11 protein-coding genes and 2 pseudogenes are annotated in these 18,488 nt (G+C 70.0%); 6 read left to right on the forward strand and 7 right to left on the reverse strand.

What is annotated here, in order from left to right:
• Nucleotides 1-122: 122 nt before the first annotated feature.
• From mmsA to FE633_RS25945, 4 genes and pseudogenes are all read right to left on the reverse strand, one after another.
• On the reverse strand, nucleotides 123-1,625 hold the full coding sequence (gene mmsA, locus FE633_RS25930; RefSeq protein ID WP_138047601.1) for a CoA-acylating methylmalonate-semialdehyde dehydrogenase: 1,503 nt from the start codon (nucleotides 1,623-1,625) through the stop codon (nucleotides 123-125).
• A 14-nt stretch (nucleotides 1,626-1,639) separates the two neighbouring features.
• Nucleotides 1,640-3,541 carry a 3D-(3,5/4)-trihydroxycyclohexane-1,2-dione acylhydrolase (decyclizing) gene (gene iolD, locus FE633_RS25935; protein WP_138047602.1) on the reverse strand — a complete coding sequence of 634 codons (1,902 nt, stop codon included), beginning with the start codon at nucleotides 3,539-3,541 and terminating at the stop codon, nucleotides 1,640-1,642.
• Nucleotides 3,538-4,353 carry a 5-deoxy-glucuronate isomerase gene (gene iolB / locus FE633_RS25940; RefSeq protein ID WP_138047603.1) on the reverse strand — a complete coding sequence of 272 codons (816 nt, stop codon included), beginning with the start codon at nucleotides 4,351-4,353 and terminating at the stop codon, nucleotides 3,538-3,540. Before iolB ends, iolD begins: the two co-directional genes overlap by 4 nt.
• A gap of 104 nt (nucleotides 4,354-4,457) precedes the next feature.
• Nucleotides 4,458-4,586: pseudogene (locus tag FE633_RS25945) on the reverse strand (5-dehydro-2-deoxygluconokinase); the annotation flags it as partial.
• 455 nt (nucleotides 4,587-5,041) lie between these two features.
• On the opposite strand from FE633_RS25945, the gene FE633_RS25950 reads away from it, so the two are divergent.
• Entirely contained in the window at nucleotides 5,042-5,248 is a 207-nt protein-coding gene (locus FE633_RS25950) for a helix-turn-helix transcriptional regulator (protein ID WP_138047604.1), read from the forward strand.
• 10 nt (nucleotides 5,249-5,258) lie between these two features.
• Here the strand turns inward: FE633_RS25950 and FE633_RS25955 are convergent, their stop codons facing one another.
• Nucleotides 5,259-6,314, reverse strand: coding sequence for a zinc-dependent alcohol dehydrogenase family protein (locus tag FE633_RS25955; RefSeq protein ID WP_138047605.1), 1,056 nt, complete (start codon nucleotides 6,312-6,314; stop codon nucleotides 5,259-5,261).
• Between the two features lie 212 nt (nucleotides 6,315-6,526).
• On the opposite strand from FE633_RS25955, the gene FE633_RS25960 reads away from it, so the two are divergent.
• Nucleotides 6,527-6,766: a heavy-metal-associated domain-containing protein gene (locus FE633_RS25960; RefSeq protein ID WP_138047606.1), complete on the forward strand. Its 240-nt coding sequence runs from the start codon at nucleotides 6,527-6,529 to the stop codon at nucleotides 6,764-6,766.
• 83 nt (nucleotides 6,767-6,849) lie between these two features.
• Nucleotides 6,850-9,174: a heavy metal translocating P-type ATPase gene (locus tag FE633_RS25965; protein WP_138047607.1), complete on the forward strand. Its 2,325-nt coding sequence runs from the start codon at nucleotides 6,850-6,852 to the stop codon at nucleotides 9,172-9,174.
• Nucleotides 9,175-9,825: 651 nt separating this feature from the next.
• Here the strand turns inward: FE633_RS25965 and FE633_RS25975 are convergent.
• Nucleotides 9,826-11,115, reverse strand: a complete 1,290-nt coding sequence (locus FE633_RS25975; protein ID WP_138047608.1) for a citrate synthase — start codon at nucleotides 11,113-11,115, stop codon at nucleotides 9,826-9,828.
• 209 nt (nucleotides 11,116-11,324) lie between these two features.
• Nucleotides 11,325-13,595 carry an SF1B family DNA helicase RecD2 gene (gene recD2, locus FE633_RS25980; protein WP_138047609.1) on the reverse strand — a complete coding sequence of 757 codons (2,271 nt, stop codon included), beginning with the start codon at nucleotides 13,593-13,595 and terminating at the stop codon, nucleotides 11,325-11,327.
• Nucleotides 13,596-13,761: 166 nt separating this feature from the next.
• On the opposite strand from recD2, the gene FE633_RS25985 reads away from it, so the two are divergent.
• The 3 genes and pseudogenes from FE633_RS25985 to FE633_RS49835 all read left to right on the forward strand — a co-directional run bounded on the left by FE633_RS25985 (nucleotide 13,762) and on the right by FE633_RS49835 (nucleotide 18,466).
• The gene (locus tag FE633_RS25985; RefSeq protein WP_138047610.1) at nucleotides 13,762-14,832 is read left to right on the forward strand and encodes a LacI family DNA-binding transcriptional regulator; all 1,071 of its coding nucleotides are present in this window, start codon (nucleotides 13,762-13,764) and stop codon (nucleotides 14,830-14,832) included.
• Nucleotides 14,829-16,367, forward strand: a complete 1,539-nt coding sequence (locus FE633_RS25990) for a sugar ABC transporter ATP-binding protein (protein WP_138047611.1) — start codon at nucleotides 14,829-14,831, stop codon at nucleotides 16,365-16,367. The genes FE633_RS25985 and FE633_RS25990 overlap by 4 nt, the downstream gene beginning before the upstream one ends.
• Nucleotides 16,357-18,466 (forward strand): annotated as a pseudogene (locus FE633_RS49835) (ABC transporter permease/substrate-binding protein). The gene FE633_RS25990 and the pseudogene FE633_RS49835 overlap by 11 nt, the downstream one beginning before the upstream one ends.
• The last annotated feature ends 22 nt before the right edge of the window (nucleotides 18,467-18,488 follow it).

Here is an 18,488-nt window from a genome sequence, read left to right on the forward strand (position 1 = left end):
GGTAAGGGCACCCGCCGACAGCCGAAGCAGACATCGGTCGGAACCCTCCACCATCCCGCGGGAGTACGGCGCCCCTGTCGCGTACCGCGTTCGTGGTACGCGCACCGCTCTCGCGATCATGGTCAGTGGTTACGGGGGAACCCCAGATCCACGCCCGCCGGAGCGTCCGACGGGTCGGGCCAGCGGGTCGTCACGACCTTGCCGCGGGTGTAGAAGTGCGTGCCGTCGTTGCCGTAGATGTGGTGGTCGCCGAAGAGGGAGTCCTTCCAGCCACCGAAGGAGTGGTAGCCCACGGGGACCGGGATCGGCACGTTCACGCCGACCATGCCGGCCTCGATCTCCAGCTGGAAGCGGCGTGCCGCGCCGCCGTCCCGGGTGAAGATCGCGGTGCCGTTGCCGAACGGCGAGGCGTTGATGAGGTCGACGCCCTCCTCGTAGGTGTCGACGCGCAGCACGCACAGCACCGGACCGAAGATCTCGTCCCGGTACGCGTCCGACGTCACCGGCACGCGGTCCAGCAGCGAGAGCCCGATCCAGTGACCGTTCTCATAGCCCTCGACGCTGTAGCCGGTGCCGTCGAGCACGACCTCGGAGCCCTGGGCCGCCGCGCCCGTCACGTACGAGGCGACCTTGTCGCGGTGCGCGGCCGTGATCAGCGGGCCCATCTCGGACGTGGGGTCGTTCCCCGGACCGATCTTGATCTTCTCGGCGCGCTCGCGGATCTTCTCCACCAGGGCGTCGCCGACCGCGCCCACCGCCACGACCGCCGAGATCGCCATGCAGCGCTCACCGGCCGAGCCGTAGGCGGCCGAGACCGCGGCGTCGGCGGCCGCGTCCAGGTCCGCGTCCGGCAGCACCAGCATGTGGTTCTTGGCGCCGCCGAGGGCCTGTACGCGCTTGCCGTTCGCCGAGGCCGTCGTGTGGATGTAGCGCGCGATGGGCGTCGAGCCGACGAAGGACACCGCCTTCACGTCCGGGTGCTCAAGCAGCCGGTCGACGGCCACCTTGTCGCCGTGCACGACGTTGAAGACGCCGTCCGGCAGGCCGGCCTCGGCCAGCAGCTCGGCGACCTTCATCGAGGCCGACGGGTCCTTCTCGCTCGGCTTGAGCACGAAGGTGTTGCCGCAGGCGATGGCCATCGGGAACATCCACATCGGCACCATGGCCGGGAAGTTGAACGGCGTGATGCCGGCGACGACACCCAGCGGCTGGCGGATGGACGAGACGTCCACCCGGGTGGCGACCTGCGTGGACAGCTCGCCCTTCAGCTGCACCGCGATACCGCAGGCCAGGTCGACGATCTCCAGGCCGCGCGCGACCTCGCCGAGCGCGTCGGAGTGGACCTTGCCGTGCTCGGCGGTGATCAGCTCGGCGATCTCGTCGCGGTGGGCGTCGAGCAGCGCCCGGAACCTGAACAGGATCTCGGTCCGCCGGGCGAGCGAGGACTGGCCCCAGGTCGCGTACGCCTGCTTGGCGGTGGCGACCGCCGCGTCCACCTCGTCCACGGTCGCGAAGGCGACCTGGGTGGTCACGGCGCCGGTCGCCGGGTCGGTCACCGGCCCGTACGTACCCGACGTACCCTCGACGGTCTTCCCACCGATCCAGTGGTTGACGGTCTTCGTCATGTCCCCAAGCTCCTTCACAGATGGCGGCGTCGGGCGGCGCTGTGCCGGTCGTACTCCTCACGCGCCTTGACCGCCGACGGGCGGGTCGCGGTCTCGGCCACGGGTACATCCCACCAGGCCTGGGCCGGGGGTGCGCCCGACACTGTGTCGGCCGTTTCGGTCTCCACGTAGACACATGTGGGAGTGTCGGCCGCGCGTGCCTCGGCGAGGGCGGTCCGCAGGTCGCGTACGGTCTTCGCGCGCAGGACCCGCATGCCGAGGCTGGCCGCGTTGGCGGCGAGGTCGACGGGCAGCGGCCGCCCGGTGTACGTACCGTCCTCGGACTGATAGCGGTACGCGGTGCCGAACCGCTCACCGCCCACGGTCTCGGAGAGCCCGCCGATGGACGCGTACCCGTGGTTCTGCAGGACCACGACCTTGATCGCGACGCCTTCCTGTACGGCCGTGACGAGCTCCGTCGGCATCATCAGATACGTGCCGTCGCCGACCAGCGCCCACACGGGGCGGTCGGGCGCCGCCATCCGCACGCCGATCGCGGCCGGGATCTCGTAGCCCATGCAGGAGTAGCCGTACTCGACGTGGTACTGGTCCCGGGACCGCGTCCGCCAGAGTTTGTGCAGGTCGCCGGGGAGCGAGCCGGCAGCGTTGATCACGATGTCGTCCCCGGTGACCAGCTCGTCGAGCAGGCCGAGGACCTGCGGCTGGGTGGGCCGGGTGTCCGGTTCGTCCGCCTCGTAGGCCGCGTCGACCCGGTACTCCCAGCGCTCTTTGTCGTCCGAGTACTCGGTGACGTACGCGGGCTCGGCGCGGTGCCCGTGCATCGTGAGTGCCTCGGTGAGCGCTTCGAGGCCCGTGCGGGCGTCCGCGATCAGCGGCTGACCGGACATTTTGTGGCCGTCGAAGGGCGCGATGTTCAGGTTCAGGAAGCGGACACCCTGGGCGGAGAAGAGGGTGCCGGAGGCGGTGGTGAAGTCGGTGTAGCGGGTGCCGACGCCGATCACCAGGTCGGCCATGCGGGCGAGTTCGTCGGCGGTGGCGGTGCCGGTGTGGCCGATGCCGCCGACGTCCGCCGGGTGGTCCCAGCTGAGGGAGCCCTTGCCCGCCTGGGTCGAGGCGACCGGGATGCGGGTGGCGTCGGCAAACTCCTTGAGCGCGTCCTCGGCCTCGCTGTGGTGGACACCGCCGCCCGCGACGATCAGGGGGCGCCGGGCATCCCGTACGGCCCTGACGGCGGCGGCCAGCTCCTCCGGGTCGGCTCCCGGGCGGCGGACCGCCCAGACGCGCTCGGCGAAGAACTCCTCCGGCCAGTCGAAGCCTTCCGCCTGCACGTCCTGCGGCAGCGCGAGCGTGACGGCGCCCGTGGCGACGGGGTCGGTCAGCACGCGCATGGCCTGCAGGGCGGCCGGGATGAGGGCCTCGGGGCGGGTGACGCGGTCGAAGTACTTCGACACCGGACGCAGGCAGTCGTTGACGGACACGTCGCCCGCGTACGGGACCTCGAGCTGCTGGAGGACCGGGTCGGCGGGGCGGGTCGCGAAGATGTCGCCCGGCAGGAGCAGCACCGGGAGGTGGTTGATCGTCGCGAGGGCGGCGCCGGTGACGAGATTGGTGGCGCCGGGTCCGATGGAGGTCGTGACGGCGTGCGTGGACAGGCGGTGCGACTGGCGCGCGTAGCCGACCGCCGCGTGCACCATGGCCTGTTCGTTGCGGCCCTGGTGGTACGGCATCTCGTCGGCGTACTCGACGAGGGCCTGCCCGAGCCCGGCGACGTTGCCGTGCCCGAAGATGCCCCAGGTGGCGCCGATCAGGCGGCGCCGGACCCCGTCCCGTTCCGTGTACTGGGCGGCGAGAAACCGCACCAGCGCCTGCGCGACCGTCAGCCTTGTCGTCGACGTTGACGTCTTCGGCTCTGTCATCGGTAGCCCTCCGTGTGCTCCGGGTGGAAGCAGATCCGCCACTCCCTGTCCTCCCCCGGGCCGGCCATCACGTTCAAGTAGTACATCGCGTGGCCGGGCTGGGCGATGGACGGGCCGTGCCATCCGTCGGGGACGAGGACGGCGTCGCCGGTGCGGACCTCCGCGAGGACATCGGTTCCGCCCTCGCGCGAAGGGAATACGCGCTGATAGCCGAATCCGTTCGGGCCTTCGATCTCGAAGTAATAGATCTCCTCGAGTTCCGTTTCGACGCCGGGCCGGTGCTCGTCGTGCTTGTGGGGCGGATACGAGGACCAGTTGCCGCCGGGCGTGATGACCTCGACTGCGATCAGCTTGTCGCAGTCGAAGGCGTCGGCCGAGGCGAAATTGCGCACCTGGCGGGCGCAGGTGCCGCTGCCGCGGTCTTCGACGGGGACCTCCGGCGCGGGGCCGTAGCGGGCGGGGAGTCTGCGCTCGCACTTCGCTCCTGCCAGGGCGAAGCGGCCTCCCGCGCCGGAGGCGATCTGCACCTGGGCGTCACGAGGGGCGTACGCGAAGTCGGTGACTCCGCTGAACACGTCCTCCCTGCCCAGGAGTTCAAGTGTTTTGTCCTCAATGCGCACGGTAGCGGCGCCGCTGAGCGGAAGCACGATCCACTCGCTGTCACCGGTGGTGAACAGATGTGTACCGCCCGCGTCCAGCTCCACGATCCGCAGGCTGCTGTGCGTCCAGCCGGCCCGTTCGGGGTCGATGTCGAGGGCGTACGGGGCGGTGGCGGTGCTGCCTTGGGGGATGTACAGGCGGCTGTTCGTCACGTCGTCCGTCCTCGGGCCGATGCTGGGGTCGGTGGGGTTCACTGGACGGCCCCCGCGCGCAGCCCGTGGCACAGAGAGCCGCCGAACGCGTCGCCGGCGCCGAGGCCGTCGAGGACCTTCCCGAAGGACGTCACCCTGGCGAGGGGTACACCTGCCTGCAGGGGGTAGAGGTCCACTCCGATCCGCCCCATGGTGATCAGGTCGTACGCACTGGACTCCGCGAACTCGCCCATCGAGTTCCTTTCGCTTCGACTGGGATCCCAGGTCTAGCCGCGCCGCGGGATGCCTGTCAATTGGTTGTCCAGACATTCGGACCAGGCCGTGGCCTCCGGCGGTTGGGCGGGGGCGCCTGCTGCTGGTGGGTGGGTCGGGGCCGTGCGACCGCGGCTGGGTGCCCCGACTCCGCCCCTCCCGCGCGTGGGGCGCGCCCTTCAGGGGCGCGGGGAACTGCGCGACCAGTCGTATGGGGGGCCTGGGGGTGCAGCCCCTGTTTCGGGAAGGGGTGGGGTTGAGGGAAGAAAAACCCGCCCGTGTCACGAATACCCGCCCCCTGTCACACATGTCGCGTATCAGCGAACCTTCCGTCACACCCGGGCGACAAACACCGACCCACGGTCACACCACGTCGTTCACCGAACACAACGCTTCGTGACCGCCGGCGCAGCGCCCACGCGGGGAGGTGCAACTGATGACCGACCAAACGCTCTGGTCGTACAAAGACATCGCGGCACACATCAGAGTCCAGCCGGACACCGTCCGCTCCTACCGCAAACACGGCTTGCTGCCCCCACCCGACCACGTGGAGACCGGCAAGCCCTACTGGTACGCGGACACCATCCGCGCCTGGGTGGCCGCCCGCCCCGGCAACCGAGGCAAAGCCCGCCGCAACGACTGACCCACCCCGCTCACCCCCACGGCGCGATGACCGTGACCCCCGCCCCCGACACCGACCCCGAACCCGCCCCCATCGCAGCCAACGCCCCAGGCACAGCGCCCAGCGAAATCGTGGAGGTGACGAGGAGGTCGGGCCGCAGCACACCCGCCCGCACCAGCTCCAGCATTCGCGGATACGCGTGCGCGGGCATCCCATGGCTGCCGAGGAGCTCGAGTTCGAGGGCGATCACCCGCGCCATCGGAACGGGAGTGGAACCGCTCGCCGACGGAAGCAGGCCGACCTGGACGTGACGGCCCCGGCGGCGCAGGCCGTCCACCGAGGCCGCGCAGGTGACCGGCGATCCGAGCGCGTCGAGCGAGAGATGGGCGCCGCCGCCCGTGAGTTCACGCACCGCTTCCGCCGTACCCTCCGTCATGGACGCGTCCACGCACTCCGCCGCCCCGAACTTCCGCGCCAGGTCGAGCGCCTGTGGCGAGACGTCGACCGCGACGACCCGCGCCCCGCAGGCCGCCGCGATCATCACGGCGGACAGCCCGACTCCCCCGCACCCGTGGACGGCCACCCACTCCCCCGCCGTCACGCGCCCCTGCGCGACGACCGCCCGGAACGCCGTGGCGAACCGGCATCCCAGCGAAGCCGCCGTACCGAAGGAGAGTTCCTCGGCCACCGCGACCAGGTTCACATCGGCGTGGTCCAGGGCGACGTACTGCGCGAAGGACCCCCAGTGCGTGAACCCGGGCTGGGTCTGCCGCTCGCACACCTGCTGGTCGCCCGCCGCGCAGGAGGCGCAGCTTCCGCAGGCGCAGACGAACGGCACGGTGACCCGGTCACCGGGGCGCCACCCCGTCACCAGAGCGCCCACCGCCTCGACGGTCCCGGCGAACTCGTGCCCCGGCACATGCGGCAGAGCGATGTCCGGGTCGTGCCCCTGCCAGCCGTGCCAGTCGCTGCGGCAGAGGCCAGTGGCCTCGACCCGCACCACCACCCCGTGGTGCGCGGGCACCGGGTCCGGCACCTCCCGTACGTCGGCCGGCTCCCCGTACCGTTCGAAGACCACTGCCCGCATGCGCCCGCCTTTCCGCCCCTCCGAGCCGCCCCGGCTGCCCGGATATCACCGTCGCGGACCGAACGCTAGGGGTTACGTTCGCGCGCTCCGGCGCACCCCCCTTGGGAACGTACCCCCTAGGGGTATAGTGTGGGGGTGTGAAAGACCCCCCCGCGGGCCACACAAGCTCCAAACGCCCCACGGCCCCACACGCCCCGATGAGGAGTAACGACATGACCGCGCAGACCGACACCCTGGGCCCCGTGACCACTGTCTACAAGGTGAGCGGGATGAGCTGCGGACACTGTGAAGGCTCCGTCGCCGAAGAGATCTCCGAGATCGCCGGCGTGAGCTCGGTGAAGGCCGCGGCCTCCAGTGGCGAGGTCACTGTCGTCTCCGCCGCCCCGCTCGACGAGGCCGCGGTGCGCGCCGCGGTCGACGAGGCCGGTTACGAGCTCGTCGGCCAGGCCTGATCACACACCTCCGCGGATCGGGCCGCACCGACCACCAGTGACACTGGCTCCGTACGGCCCGGTCCGCTGTCTGGAGTCCGGACATGAGCAGCACGGCAATACCACCGGCCATGGAAGAGGCGCCGCCCGCCGAGGTCGAGCTCACCATCGGCGGAATGACCTGCGCCTCTTGCGCGGCCCGCGTCGAGAAGAAGCTCAACCGCATGGACGGTGTCACCGCCACGGTGAACTTCGCGACGGAGCGGGCGAAGGTCTCGTACGCGGACGGGGTGCGCGTCGCCGACCTGATCGCCGTGGTGGAGAAGACCGGCTACACGGCCGAGGAGCCACCGCCGCCGGAGCCGCCGGAGTCTTCAGAACCGTCGGAGGAGGCCCGCCGGGGCGAGGACGATCCCGTACTCGCCGCCCTGCGCGAACGCCTGACCGTCTCCGCCCTTCTCGCGTTCCCCGTGGTCCTCCTCTCCATGGTCCCGTCCCTCCAGTTCGACAACTGGCAGTGGCTGTCGCTGACGCTCGCCGCGCCCGTCGTCGTCTGGGGCGGGCTCCCGTTCCACCGGGCGGCGTTCACGAACGCCCGGCACGGCGCGGCCACCATGGACACCCTCGTCTCGGTCGGCACGCTGGCCGCCTTCGGCTGGTCGGTGTGGGCGCTGTTCTGGGGACACGCGGGGATGCCGGGCATGCGGCACGGCTTCGATATCGCTGTCTCTCGTACGGACGGCTCGTCGGCGCTCTATCTCGAAGTGGCCGCCGGAGTCGTCACGTTCATCCTGCTCGGCCGCTATCTGGAGGCACGCTCCAAGCGGCGCGCGGGCGCCGCGCTGCGGGCACTGCTCCACCTCGGCGCCAAGGACGTCTCCGTACTGCGGGCGGGGAAGGAAGTACGCGTCCCCGTCGGCCGGCTCGCGGTCGGCGACCGTTTCGTCGTGCGGCCCGGGGAGAAGATCGCCACCGACGGCACCGTCGTCGAGGGCATCTCGGCGGTCGACGCCTCGATGCTGACCGGCGAGTCCGTGCCGGTGGACGTGACGGTCGGCGACGCCGTGACGGGCGCGACCGTGAACGCCGGGGGCCGGCTCGTCGTCGAGGCGACCCGCGTCGGCGCGGACACACAGCTGGCGCGGATGGCGAAGCTCGTCGAGGACGCGCAGAACGGGAAGGCCGAGGTGCAGCGCCTCGCCGACCGGATCTCCGCCGTCTTCGTGCCCGTCGTTCTACTGCTCGCCGCCGCCACCTTCGGTGCCTGGCTCGGCATGACGGGCGAGCGGACCGCCGCCTTCACGGCCGCCGTCGCGGTGCTGATCATCGCCTGCCCGTGCGCCCTCGGCCTGGCCACCCCGACGGCCCTGATGGTCGGCACCGGCCGTGGCGCCCAGCTCGGCATCCTCATCAAGGGTCCCGAGGTCCTGGAGTCCACGCGCCGCGTCGACACGGTCGTCCTGGACAAGACCGGAACGGTCACCACCGGCCGCATGACCCTCCAGGACGTGTACGTCACGGAGGACGCCGACGAGAAGGAGGTACTGCGGCTCGCGGGCGCCGTGGAGCACGCCTCCGAGCATCCCGTCGCGCGGGCCGTCGCCGCGGGCGCCGAGGAGCGAAGCGAGATGGGGGTCCCCCCGGCCGAAGGCTGGGGGAGGGCCGGAGTCCCGCTGCCCTCGGCCTCCGCCTTCGAGAACGTCCCGGGGCTCGGCGTACGCGGCACGGTCGAGGGGCACGAGGTGCTGGTCGGGCGCGCACGGCTGCTCGAAGAGGCCGGTGTCACGCTGCCCGACGAACTGGCCGCGCTGAAGACGCGGGCCGAGGAGGACGGACGTACCGCCGTCGCCGTCGCCTGGGACGGCGTGGCACGCGGTGTCCTGACCGTCGCCGACGCGGTCAAGGAGACCAGCGCCGAGGCGGTTCGCGAGCTGCGCGCCCTGGGGCTCACGCCGGTGCTGCTGACCGGGGACAACCGGACCGTCGCCGCGTCCGTGGCCCGCCGCGTCGGTATCGACGACGCGTGCGTCCACGCCGAGGTGCTGCCGCGGGACAAGGTCGAGGTGATCAAGCGGCTCCAGGCCGAGGGCCGGACCGTGGCCATGGTCGGCGACGGCGTCAACGACGCGGCCGCGCTCGCCACGGCCGATCTGGGTCTGGCCATGGGGACCGGCACGGACGCGGCGATCGAGGCGGGCGATCTGACGCTCGTACGCGGGGATCTGCGGGTCGCCGCGGATGCGATCCGGCTGTCGCGGAAGACCCTCTCGACGATCAAGGGGAATCTCGTCTGGGCCTTCGGCTACAACGTGGCCGCGCTGCCGCTGGCCGCGGCGGGGCTGCTGAACCCGATGATCGCGGGCGCCGCGATGGCGTTCTCGTCGGTGTTCGTGGTGTCGAACAGCCTCCGACTCCGGGCATTTCGGTGATGTCGAGGTAAGAACCCCTCTAGAGTCCGACGCGAGCCTCACATAAACTCTTCACAAGGCTCGCGCATCATCCTTACGCTTGGGCTCCGATCGCCATATCGGGTCTCTTGCGCATCTTCAGGACATATGCAGGAGACGCAGATCACAGAGAAGCGAACGTAACCATCGAAGGGGTTCGTGAGTCTAAGTTGGCGATGTCAGAGGCGTCTTGGGGGGCGTGTCTGGCATCGGGGACGTCTTGGGGGACGTTCCCGGGATTGCGTTGCCGGGGCACGTGCACCGGGGAGCTTTGAGCGGCCCTCCCGTACGTACGCGTCCCGGCAGACCGCAGCGCAGCAGTACAGGCAGTTTTGCTCGTTTGGCTCGCAGCGATTCAGGCGCTGTCTCACAGACGCCCGGCCCGGATCCCGTGGGGGGAATCCGCACCGGGAACATGGGAAGGCGCCCTGATCTACGGCCCGTGGGGGGACCGTAGCAGGGCGCCTTCCCCCTTTTTTGGGGCTCGGTTCGCCGCCGGGGCGCAAAAGCCGGTGTCGAGACGGCGATCGTGCTCGACCCTCCTTCGTCGGGCCTCCGCGCGTTCGCCGTCTGGACACCGGCGCGCCCCTTTGGCTCACTCGCCGTAGGGCGCCGTTGCTTGTGGGAGCCGTGTCAGCGGGCCTCGACCGGGACGAAGTCCCGCTCGACGATCCCCGTGTAAATCTGGCGCGGGCGCCCGATGCGGGAGCCGGGCTCCTTGATCATCTCGTGCCACTGGGCGATCCAGCCCGGGAGGCGGCCGAGGGCGAACAGGACCGTGAACATCTCGGTCGGGAAGCCCATGGCGCGGTAGATCAGGCCGGTGTAGAAGTCCACGTTCGGGTAGAGGCTGCGCGAGACGAAGTAGTCGTCGGAGAGCGCGTGCTCCTCCAGCTTGAGGGCGATGTCCAGCAGCTCGTCGGACTTGCCGAGGGCGGAGAGGACATCATGCGCCGCGGCCTTGATGATCTTCGCGCGCGGGTCGAAGTTCTTGTAGACCCGGTGGCCGAAGCCCATCAGGCGGACGCCTTCCTCCTTGTTCTTCACCTTGCGGATGAAGGAGTCCACGTCGCCGCCGGAGGCCTGGATGCCCTCCAGCATCTCCAGGACGGACTGGTTGGCGCCGCCGTGCAGCGGGCCCCAGAGCGCGGAGATACCGGCGGAGATCGAGGCGAACATGTTCGCCTGCGAGGAGCCGACCAGACGGACCGTCGACGTCGAACAGTTCTGCTCGTGGTCCGCGTGCAGGATCAGCAGCTTGTCGAGCGCGGAGACGACGACCGGGTCCAGCTCGTACTCCTGGGCCGGCACCGAGAAGGTCATGCGCAGGAAGTTCTCGACGTAACCGAGGTCGTTGCGCGGGTAGACGAAGGGGTGGCCGATCGACTTCTTGTACGCGTACGCCGCAATCGTCGGAAGCTTGGCGAGCAGGCGGATCGTGGAGAGGTTGCGCTGCCGCTCGTCGAACGGGTTGTGGCTGTCCTGGTAGAACGTCGACAGCGCGGAGACCACCGACGACAGCATCGCCATCGGGTGGGCGTCACGCGGGAAGCCACGGTAGAAGTTCTTGACGTCCTCATGCAGCAGGGTGTGCTGCGTGATTTCGCCCCTGAAGGTGGAGAGCTCGTCAACCGTCGGCAGCTCGCCGTTGATCAGCAGGTAGGCCACCTCGAGGAAGGAGGAGCGCTCTGCCAACTGCTCGATCGGGTAGCCGCGGTAGCGGAGGATGCCCTGCTCACCATCGAGATAGGTGATGGCGGATTTATAGGCGGCGGTGTTGCCGTAACCACTGTCCAGCGTTACCAGACCGGTCTGGGCGCGGAGCTTCCCGATGTCGAAGCCCTTGTCGCCGACGGTGCTGTCGATCACCGGGTAGGTGTACTCGCCGTCGCCGTACCGCAGTACTACAGAGTTGTCGCTCACGTCATCCCTCACCGACGTTGTGCCTCTTCTTCGAGGTGCCCTGACTGTCTCTACCATCCCCCATTTGGCGCAGGAGAGTGCACTCGGGGTCGACCATTGGGCCTACTGGCGGCACTCAGTGCCGTCAACTCACTCATCCTGCCCCCCTTCGCTCCGGTTCCGGAAGTGCTCTGTGAGCTTTGTGACTCATTTGATCGATCAAATTTGGCTCACGCGTCGAGAGACCGCGGTGAGAGCCTGAAATCAAGGGCCGTACAGCGTCGTCCCGCCGACACCGTGCGCACCGCCTGACCGATCGCTTTGCGCGAACCGACCAGCACCACAAGCTTCTTGGCGCGGGTGACCGCGGTGTAGAGCAGATTGCGCTGGAGCATCATCCAGGCGCCGGTGGTCACCGGGATCACCACCGCCGGGTACTCACTGCCCTGGGAACGGTGGATCGTCACCGCGTACGCGTGCGCCAGCTCGTCGAGCTCGTCGAATTCGTACGGCACCTCCTCGTCCTCGTCCGTCAGCACCGTCAGACGCTGGTCGTCGAGATGGAGCGAGGTGACTACGCCGACCGTGCCGTTGAAGACACCGTTCCTGCCCTTTTCATAATTGTTGCGGATCTGCGTGACCTTGTCGCCCACACGGAAGACGCGGCCTCCGAAGCGCTTCTCCTCGAGGTCGGGGCGGGCGGGGGTGATCGCCTGCTGCAGCAGTGCGTTGAGGTTGCCGGCGCCCGCCGGGCCGCGGTGCATGGGAGCGAGCACCTGCACGTCACGGCGCGGATCGAGGCCGAACTTCGCGGGGACGCGCCGGGCCGCCACGTCCACCGTGAGCCGGCCCGCCTCCTCCGTGTCGTCCTCGACGAAGAGGAAGAAGTCCTTCATGCCGTCGGTGACCGGATGCCGGCCGGAGTTGATGCGGTGCGCGTTGGTGACGACACCGGACTGCTGGGCCTGGCGGAAGACCTGGGTGAGACGGACGGCCGGGACCGGACCGCCCTCGGCGAGCAGATCCCGCAGGACCTCCCCCGCGCCGACGCTCGGCAGCTGGTCCACGTCCCCCACGAACAGCAGGTGCGCACCCGGAGGCACCGCCTTGACCAGCTTGTTGGCGAGGAGGAGGTCCAGCATGGACGCCTCGTCGACCACCACCAGATCGGCGTCCAGCGGGCGGTCCTTGTCGTAGGCCGCGTCGCCGCCCGGCTTCAGCTCCAGGAGCCGGTGCACCGTCGACGCCTCCGCGCCCGTGAGCTCCGACAGCCGCTTGGCGGCGCGGCCCGTGGGCGCGGCCAGCACGACCTTGGCCTTCTTGGCTCGGGCCAATTCGACGACCGAGCGGACCGTGAAGGACTTGCCGCAGCCCGGACCTCCGGTGAGCACGGCGACCTTCTTGGTCAGCGCGAGGCGGACGGCCTCCTCCTGCTCGGGCGCCAGCTCCGCTCCCGTACGGTCCTTGAGCCATGCCAGCGCCTTGTCCCAGGCCACGTCCCGAAAACCCGCCATCCGGTCCTCGTCGGTGCGCAGCAGACGCAACAGCTGGGCGGACAGGGAGAGTTCGGCCCGGTGGAAGGGCACCAGGTACACGGCTGTCACGGGGTCACCGCCGTCGTGACCCGGCACCCGCTCCCGTACGACACCCGGGTCCTCGCCGTCCTCGGCCGGTGCCGCCAGTTCGGCGAGGCACTCGATGACCAGGCCCGTGTCCACCTGGAGCAGCTTCACCGCGTCCGCGATCAGCTGCTCCTCCGGGAGGAAGCAGTGGCCCTGGTCGGTGGACTGGGAAAGGGCGTACTGGAGACCGGCCTTGACGCGCTCCGGGCTGTCGTGGGGGATGCCGACGGACTGGGCGATCTTGTCGGCGGTGAGGAAGCCGATGCCCCAGACGTCGGACGCCAGGCGGTAGGGCTGGTTCTTGACGACGGAGATCGACGCGTCGCCGTACTTCTTGTAGATGCGGACCGCGATCGACGTCGACACCTCGACGGTCTGCAGGAAGAGCATGACCTCCTTGATCGCCTTCTGTTCCTCCCAGGCCTCGGCGATCTTCTTGGTCCGCTTGGGGCCGAGCCCCGGGACCTCGATCAGGCGCTTCGGCTCCTCCTCGATGATCTGGAGGGTGTCCAGCCCGAAGTGCTGCGTGATGCGGTCCGCGAAGACCGGGCCGATTCCCTTGACCAGGCCGGAGCCCAGATAGCGGCGGATGCCCTGGACGGTCGCGGGCAGCACCGTCGTGTAGTTCTCCACCGTGAACTGCTTGCCGTACTGGGGGTGGGAGCCCCAGCGGCCCTCCATGCGCAGCGACTCCCCCACCTGGGCACCCAGCAGCGCGCCCACGACCGTGAGCAGATCGCCGCCGCCTCGGCCGGTGTCCACGCGGGCGACCGTGTACCCGTTCTCCTCGTTGGCGTACGTGATGCGCTCCAGTACGCCTTCCAGAACCGCCAGGTTCCGCGCTCCGCTCCCCGCCTGGTTCCCCGCCTGATTGGACATGATCCGACGCTACCTCCGACCTCTGACAACGAACGGAGCCTGTGGACAACTTCATCACGATCCGATTTCGCCGGTTCCGAGGTCTTGCTCAACAGCCGTGTAATCGATTCCAATCCTCCTCGTGTAATCGATTCCACGAGGGATTCCACAAGGAGGTGGGGCCGCGATGGCGAGCATCAAGGATGTCGCCGCCAAGGCGGGCGTCTCCGTTGCCACGGTGTCCCGTGTGCTCAACGACCACCCGTCCGTGAGCCCCGCGGCGCGCACCCGCGTCCTCGCCGCCGTCGACGTTCTCGGCTACCGGCGCAACGCGGTGGCCCGCTCCCTGCGCACCGACCAGACCCACACCCTGGGCCTCGTCATCAGCGACGTCCTCAACCCGTACTTCACCGAACTGGCCCGCTCCGTCGAGGAGGAGGCCCGCGCGCTCGGCTACAGCGTGATCTTCGGAAACGCCGACGAACGGCCGGAGTTGCAGGACCACCACATCCGCAACCTGCTCGACCGCCGGATCGACGGCCTCCTGGTCTCCCCCACCGACGGCGGCTCGCCCCTGATGCTGGACGCCGCCCGCGCCGGAACGCCGATGGTCTTCGTCGACCGCTGGATCCCGGGCGTGGACGTCCCGGTGGTTCAGGCGGACGGACGGGCGGCCGTACGCGATCTCGTCGCCCATCTGCACGGGCTCGGCCACCGCAGGCTCGCCATCATCGCGGGCCCGGCGGCGACCACGACCGGCCGCGAGCGCGTCGAGGCCTTCCGTGCGGCCATCGCCGAGTACGGGCTCACCCTCCCCGACGACTACATCGGCCAGGGCGACTTCCAGGCCGAGAGCGGGCGCCGGGCCACCGAGCGGTTCCTGGACCTGCCCGAGCCGCCCGAGGTCGTCTTCGCCGCCGACAACCTGATGGCGCTCGGCGCGCTGGACGCCATCCGCGCGCGCGGGATGCGGGTCCCCGAGGACATCGCGCTCGCCGCGTTCGACGACATCCCCTGGTTCGTGCACACCGATCCGCCGATCACCGCGGTCGCCCAGCCGACGGGCGAGCTGGGCCGGGCCGCGGTGCGCGCCCTCGTCGCCCGTATCGAGGGCCGCACCCCGAAGTCCGTCACCCTCCCCGCGCGTCTCGTCGTACGCCGCTCGTGCGGCGAACCCTCCCCTGAGCCCTCCCCCGCGCCCGCCACCGAGCCCTCCTCCGCCCGAAGGTCCTCCCCCGCACAAAGGAGCAAGCCGTGAGCGACCCGGACACGTTGCTGCGCCTCGAAGGCATACGGAAGACCTTCCCCGGTGTCGTCGCGCTCGACGACGTGGGCTTCGACCTGCGCCGCGGCGAGGTGCACGTACTGCTCGGCGAGAACGGCGCGGGCAAGAGCACCCTCATCAAGATGCTGTCCGGCGCCTACCGGCCCGACGCCGGGCGCGTCCTCGTCGACGGCGCCGAGGTGCGCATCCACGGGGCGCAGGACTCCGAGCGCCTCGGGATCGCCACCATCTACCAGGAGTTCAACCTCGTCCCCGACCTGTCGGTCGCCGAGAACATCTTCCTGGGACGTCAGCCGCGCCGCTTCGGGATGATCGACCGGAAGAAGATGGAGGCGGACGCGGCCGAGCTGCTGGAGCGGGTCGGCGTCAACGTGTCCCCACGCGCGCGTGTGCGTCAACTCGGCATCGCACGGCTCCAGATGGTCGAGATCGCGAAGGCGCTGAGCCTGAACGCCCGCGTGCTGATCATGGACGAGCCGACCGCCGTGCTCACCTCCGAGGAGGTCGACAAGCTCTTCTCGATCGTGCGCAGGCTGCGCGAGGACGGCGTCGCCGTCGTCTTCATCACCCACCACCTGGAGGAGATCGCCGCCCTGGGCGACCGGGTGACCGTGCTGCGCGACGGCAGGAGCGTCGGCCAGGTACCCGCCTCGACCCCGCGGGACGAACTCGTCCGGCTCATGGTGGGCCGGTCCATCGAGCAGCAGTACCCGCGCGAGCCGGCCGACTTCGGAGCGCCCCTGCTCTCGGTCTCCGGCCTCACCCGCGACGGCGTCTTCCACGACGTCAGCTTCGAGGTGCGCGCCGGTGAAGTGGTCGGCGTCGCGGGCCTGGTCGGCGCGGGCCGCACGGAGGTCGCCCGGGCGGTCTTCGGCGCCGACCCCTACGACGCCGGGACGGTCGAGGTGGACGGCCGCCGGCTGCCCCGCCACGACGTGGGCGCGGCCCTGGAGGCCGGGATCGGCCTGGTGCCGGAGGACCGCAAGGGCCAGGGCCTGGTGCTGAACGCCTCCGTGCAGGAGAACCTGGGCCTGGTCACCCTGCGTGCGGCCAGCCGCGCCGGCTGGGTGGACCGCGGGGCGCAGCGCACCGCCGCCGCCCGGATCGCCGAACAGCTCGGCGTGCGGATGGCGGGCCTCGGCCAGCATGTGCGCACCCTGTCCGGCGGCAACCAGCAGAAGGTCGTCATCGGCAAATGGCTCCTTGCCGACACCAGAGTGCTGATCCTCGACGAACCCACCCGCGGCATCGACGTGGGCGCCAAGGTCGAGATCTACCAGCTCGTCAACGAACTGACCGCCGCCGGCCACGCGGTGCTGATGATCTCCAGCGATCTGCCCGAGGTGCTCGGCATGAGCGACCGGGTGCTGGTCATGGCCCAGGGCCGGATCGCGGGTGAACTCCCCGCCCACCAGGCGACCCAGGACGCCGTCATGGCGCTCGCCGTCACCACGCACCCACCAGTGAAGGACGAGAAGAAAGAAGTGGAGGCCGGCCGTGGCCACTGACACGCTCAAGTCCAGCCCCGGCGCGGGGAACGCCACGGCGGCCCGGCGCGTCCTGCTCGACAACGGCGCGCTCAGCGCCCTCATCGTCCTGATCGTGGCGATGTCGCTGCTCTCCGGCGACTTCCTGACCACCCAGAACCTGCTCAACGTCGGTGTGCAGGCCGCCGTGACGGCGATCCTGGCCTTCGGCGTGACCTTCGTCATCGTCTCGGCCGGCATCGATCTGTCCGTCGGCTCGGTGGCCGCGCTCGCCGCGACCGTCCTCGCCTGGACCGCGACCTCCGAAGGCCTGCCCGTGTGGCTGGCCGTGGTCCTGGCCCTGGGCACCGGCATCGCGTGCGGGCTGGTCAGCGGCGCACTGATCTCGTACGGCAAACTCCCGCCGTTCATCGCCACGCTCGCCATGCTCTCGGTGGGCCGCGGCCTGGCGCTGGTCATCTCGCAAGGCAGCCCGATCGCCTTCCCCGACTCGGTCTCCGCGCTCGGCAACACCCTCGGCGGCTGGCTGCCGGTGCCCGTCCTGGTCATGGTGGCGATGGGCGTGATCACCGCCGTCGTCCTGTCCCGTACGTACATCGGCCGCTCCATGTACGCGATCGGCGGCAACGAGGAGGCGGCGCGCCTGTCCGGGCTGCGCGTGAAGAAGCAGAAGCTCGCCATCTACGCGCTGTCCGGCGGCTTCGCGGCCGTCGCGGGCATCGTGCTCGCCTCCCGCCTGGTCTCCGCCCAGCCGCAGGCCGCCCTCGGGTACGAGCTCGACGCCATCGCCGCCGTCGTCATCGGCGGCGCCAGCCTCTCCGGCGGCGTCGGCAAGGCCTCGGGCACCTTCATCGGCGCCCTGATCCTGGCCGTGCTGCGCAACGGCCTCAACCTGCTGTCCGTCTCGGCCTTCTGGCAGCAGGTCGTCATCGGTGTGGTCATCGCGCTCGCCGTCCTGCTGGACACGGTGCGCCGGCGCGCTGCCTGAACCAGGGGGTTTCGCCCCCGCCGCCCTTACCCGTCCCATCCTTCTGGGGCTCCGCCCCAGACCCCGCCAGGGGGCTCCGCCCCCTGGACCCCCGATCGGCCTGAACGGCCTCGTCCTCAAACGCCGGACGGGCTGATTGGTGCCGCCCCCCCACTGTCCCAGCCCCGCTCACTGCAAGGAAGCAGCCATGGGTACGAATCTGAACCGGAAGTTCGCCGTCGTCACGGCCGTCGCGGCCCTCGCCCTGACCGCCACCGCCTGCAACTCGGCCTCCGGATCCGACGGTTCCGGAAGCACGAAGATCGGCATGTCGATCTCGACGCTCAACAACCCGTTCTTCGTGCAGCTCAAGCAGGGCGCCGAGGCGGAGGCCAAGGCCCTGGACGTCGACCTGACCGTCAACGACGCCCAGAACGACGCCTCGCAGCAGGCCAACCAGCTGCAGAACTTCACCGGCCAGAACGTGAAGGCCGTCATCATCAACCCGGTGGACTCGGACGCCGCCGCGCCGTCGGTGAAGGCGGCCGACAAGGCGGGCATCCCGGTCGTCGCGGCCGACCGCACGGTCAACGGCGCCGACCTCGCCGCCACCGTCGCCTCCGACAACGTCGAGGGAGGACGGCTCGCCGCGAAGGCCCTGGCCGAGAAGCTGGGCGGCAAGGGCAAGGTCGTCATCCTTCAGGGCACCGCCGGAACATCCGCCAGCCGTGAACGCGGCCAGGGCTTCGCCGAGGGCATCAAGGCCTACCCGGACATCAAGGTCCTCGCCAAGCAGCCCGCGGACTTCGACCGCACCAAGGGCCTGGACGTCATGACCAACCTCCTCCAGGCGCACTCGGACGTGAACGGTGTCTTCGCCGAGAACGACGAGATGGCGTTGGGCGCGATCAAGGCGCTGGGCAGCAAGGCCGGCAAGTCGGTCACGGTCGTCGGCTTCGACGGCACGCCGGACGGTCTCAAGGCGGTCAAGGACGGCACGCTGTTCGCGTCGGTTGCGCAGCTGCCGAAGGAAATCGGCAAGATCGCGATTCAGAACGCGGTCAAGGCGGCGAAGGGCGAGAAGGTCGAGCAGACGGTCAAGGTGCCGGTGAAGGTGGCCACGGCTGAGAACGTGGGCGAGTTCAGCGGCTGACACGGAACGGTGGCCGGGCGGG

It is taken from the genome of Streptomyces montanus, assembly GCF_005786655.1.
Taxonomy (GTDB): Bacteria; Actinomycetota; Actinomycetes; order Streptomycetales; family Streptomycetaceae; genus Streptomyces; species Streptomyces sporangiiformans.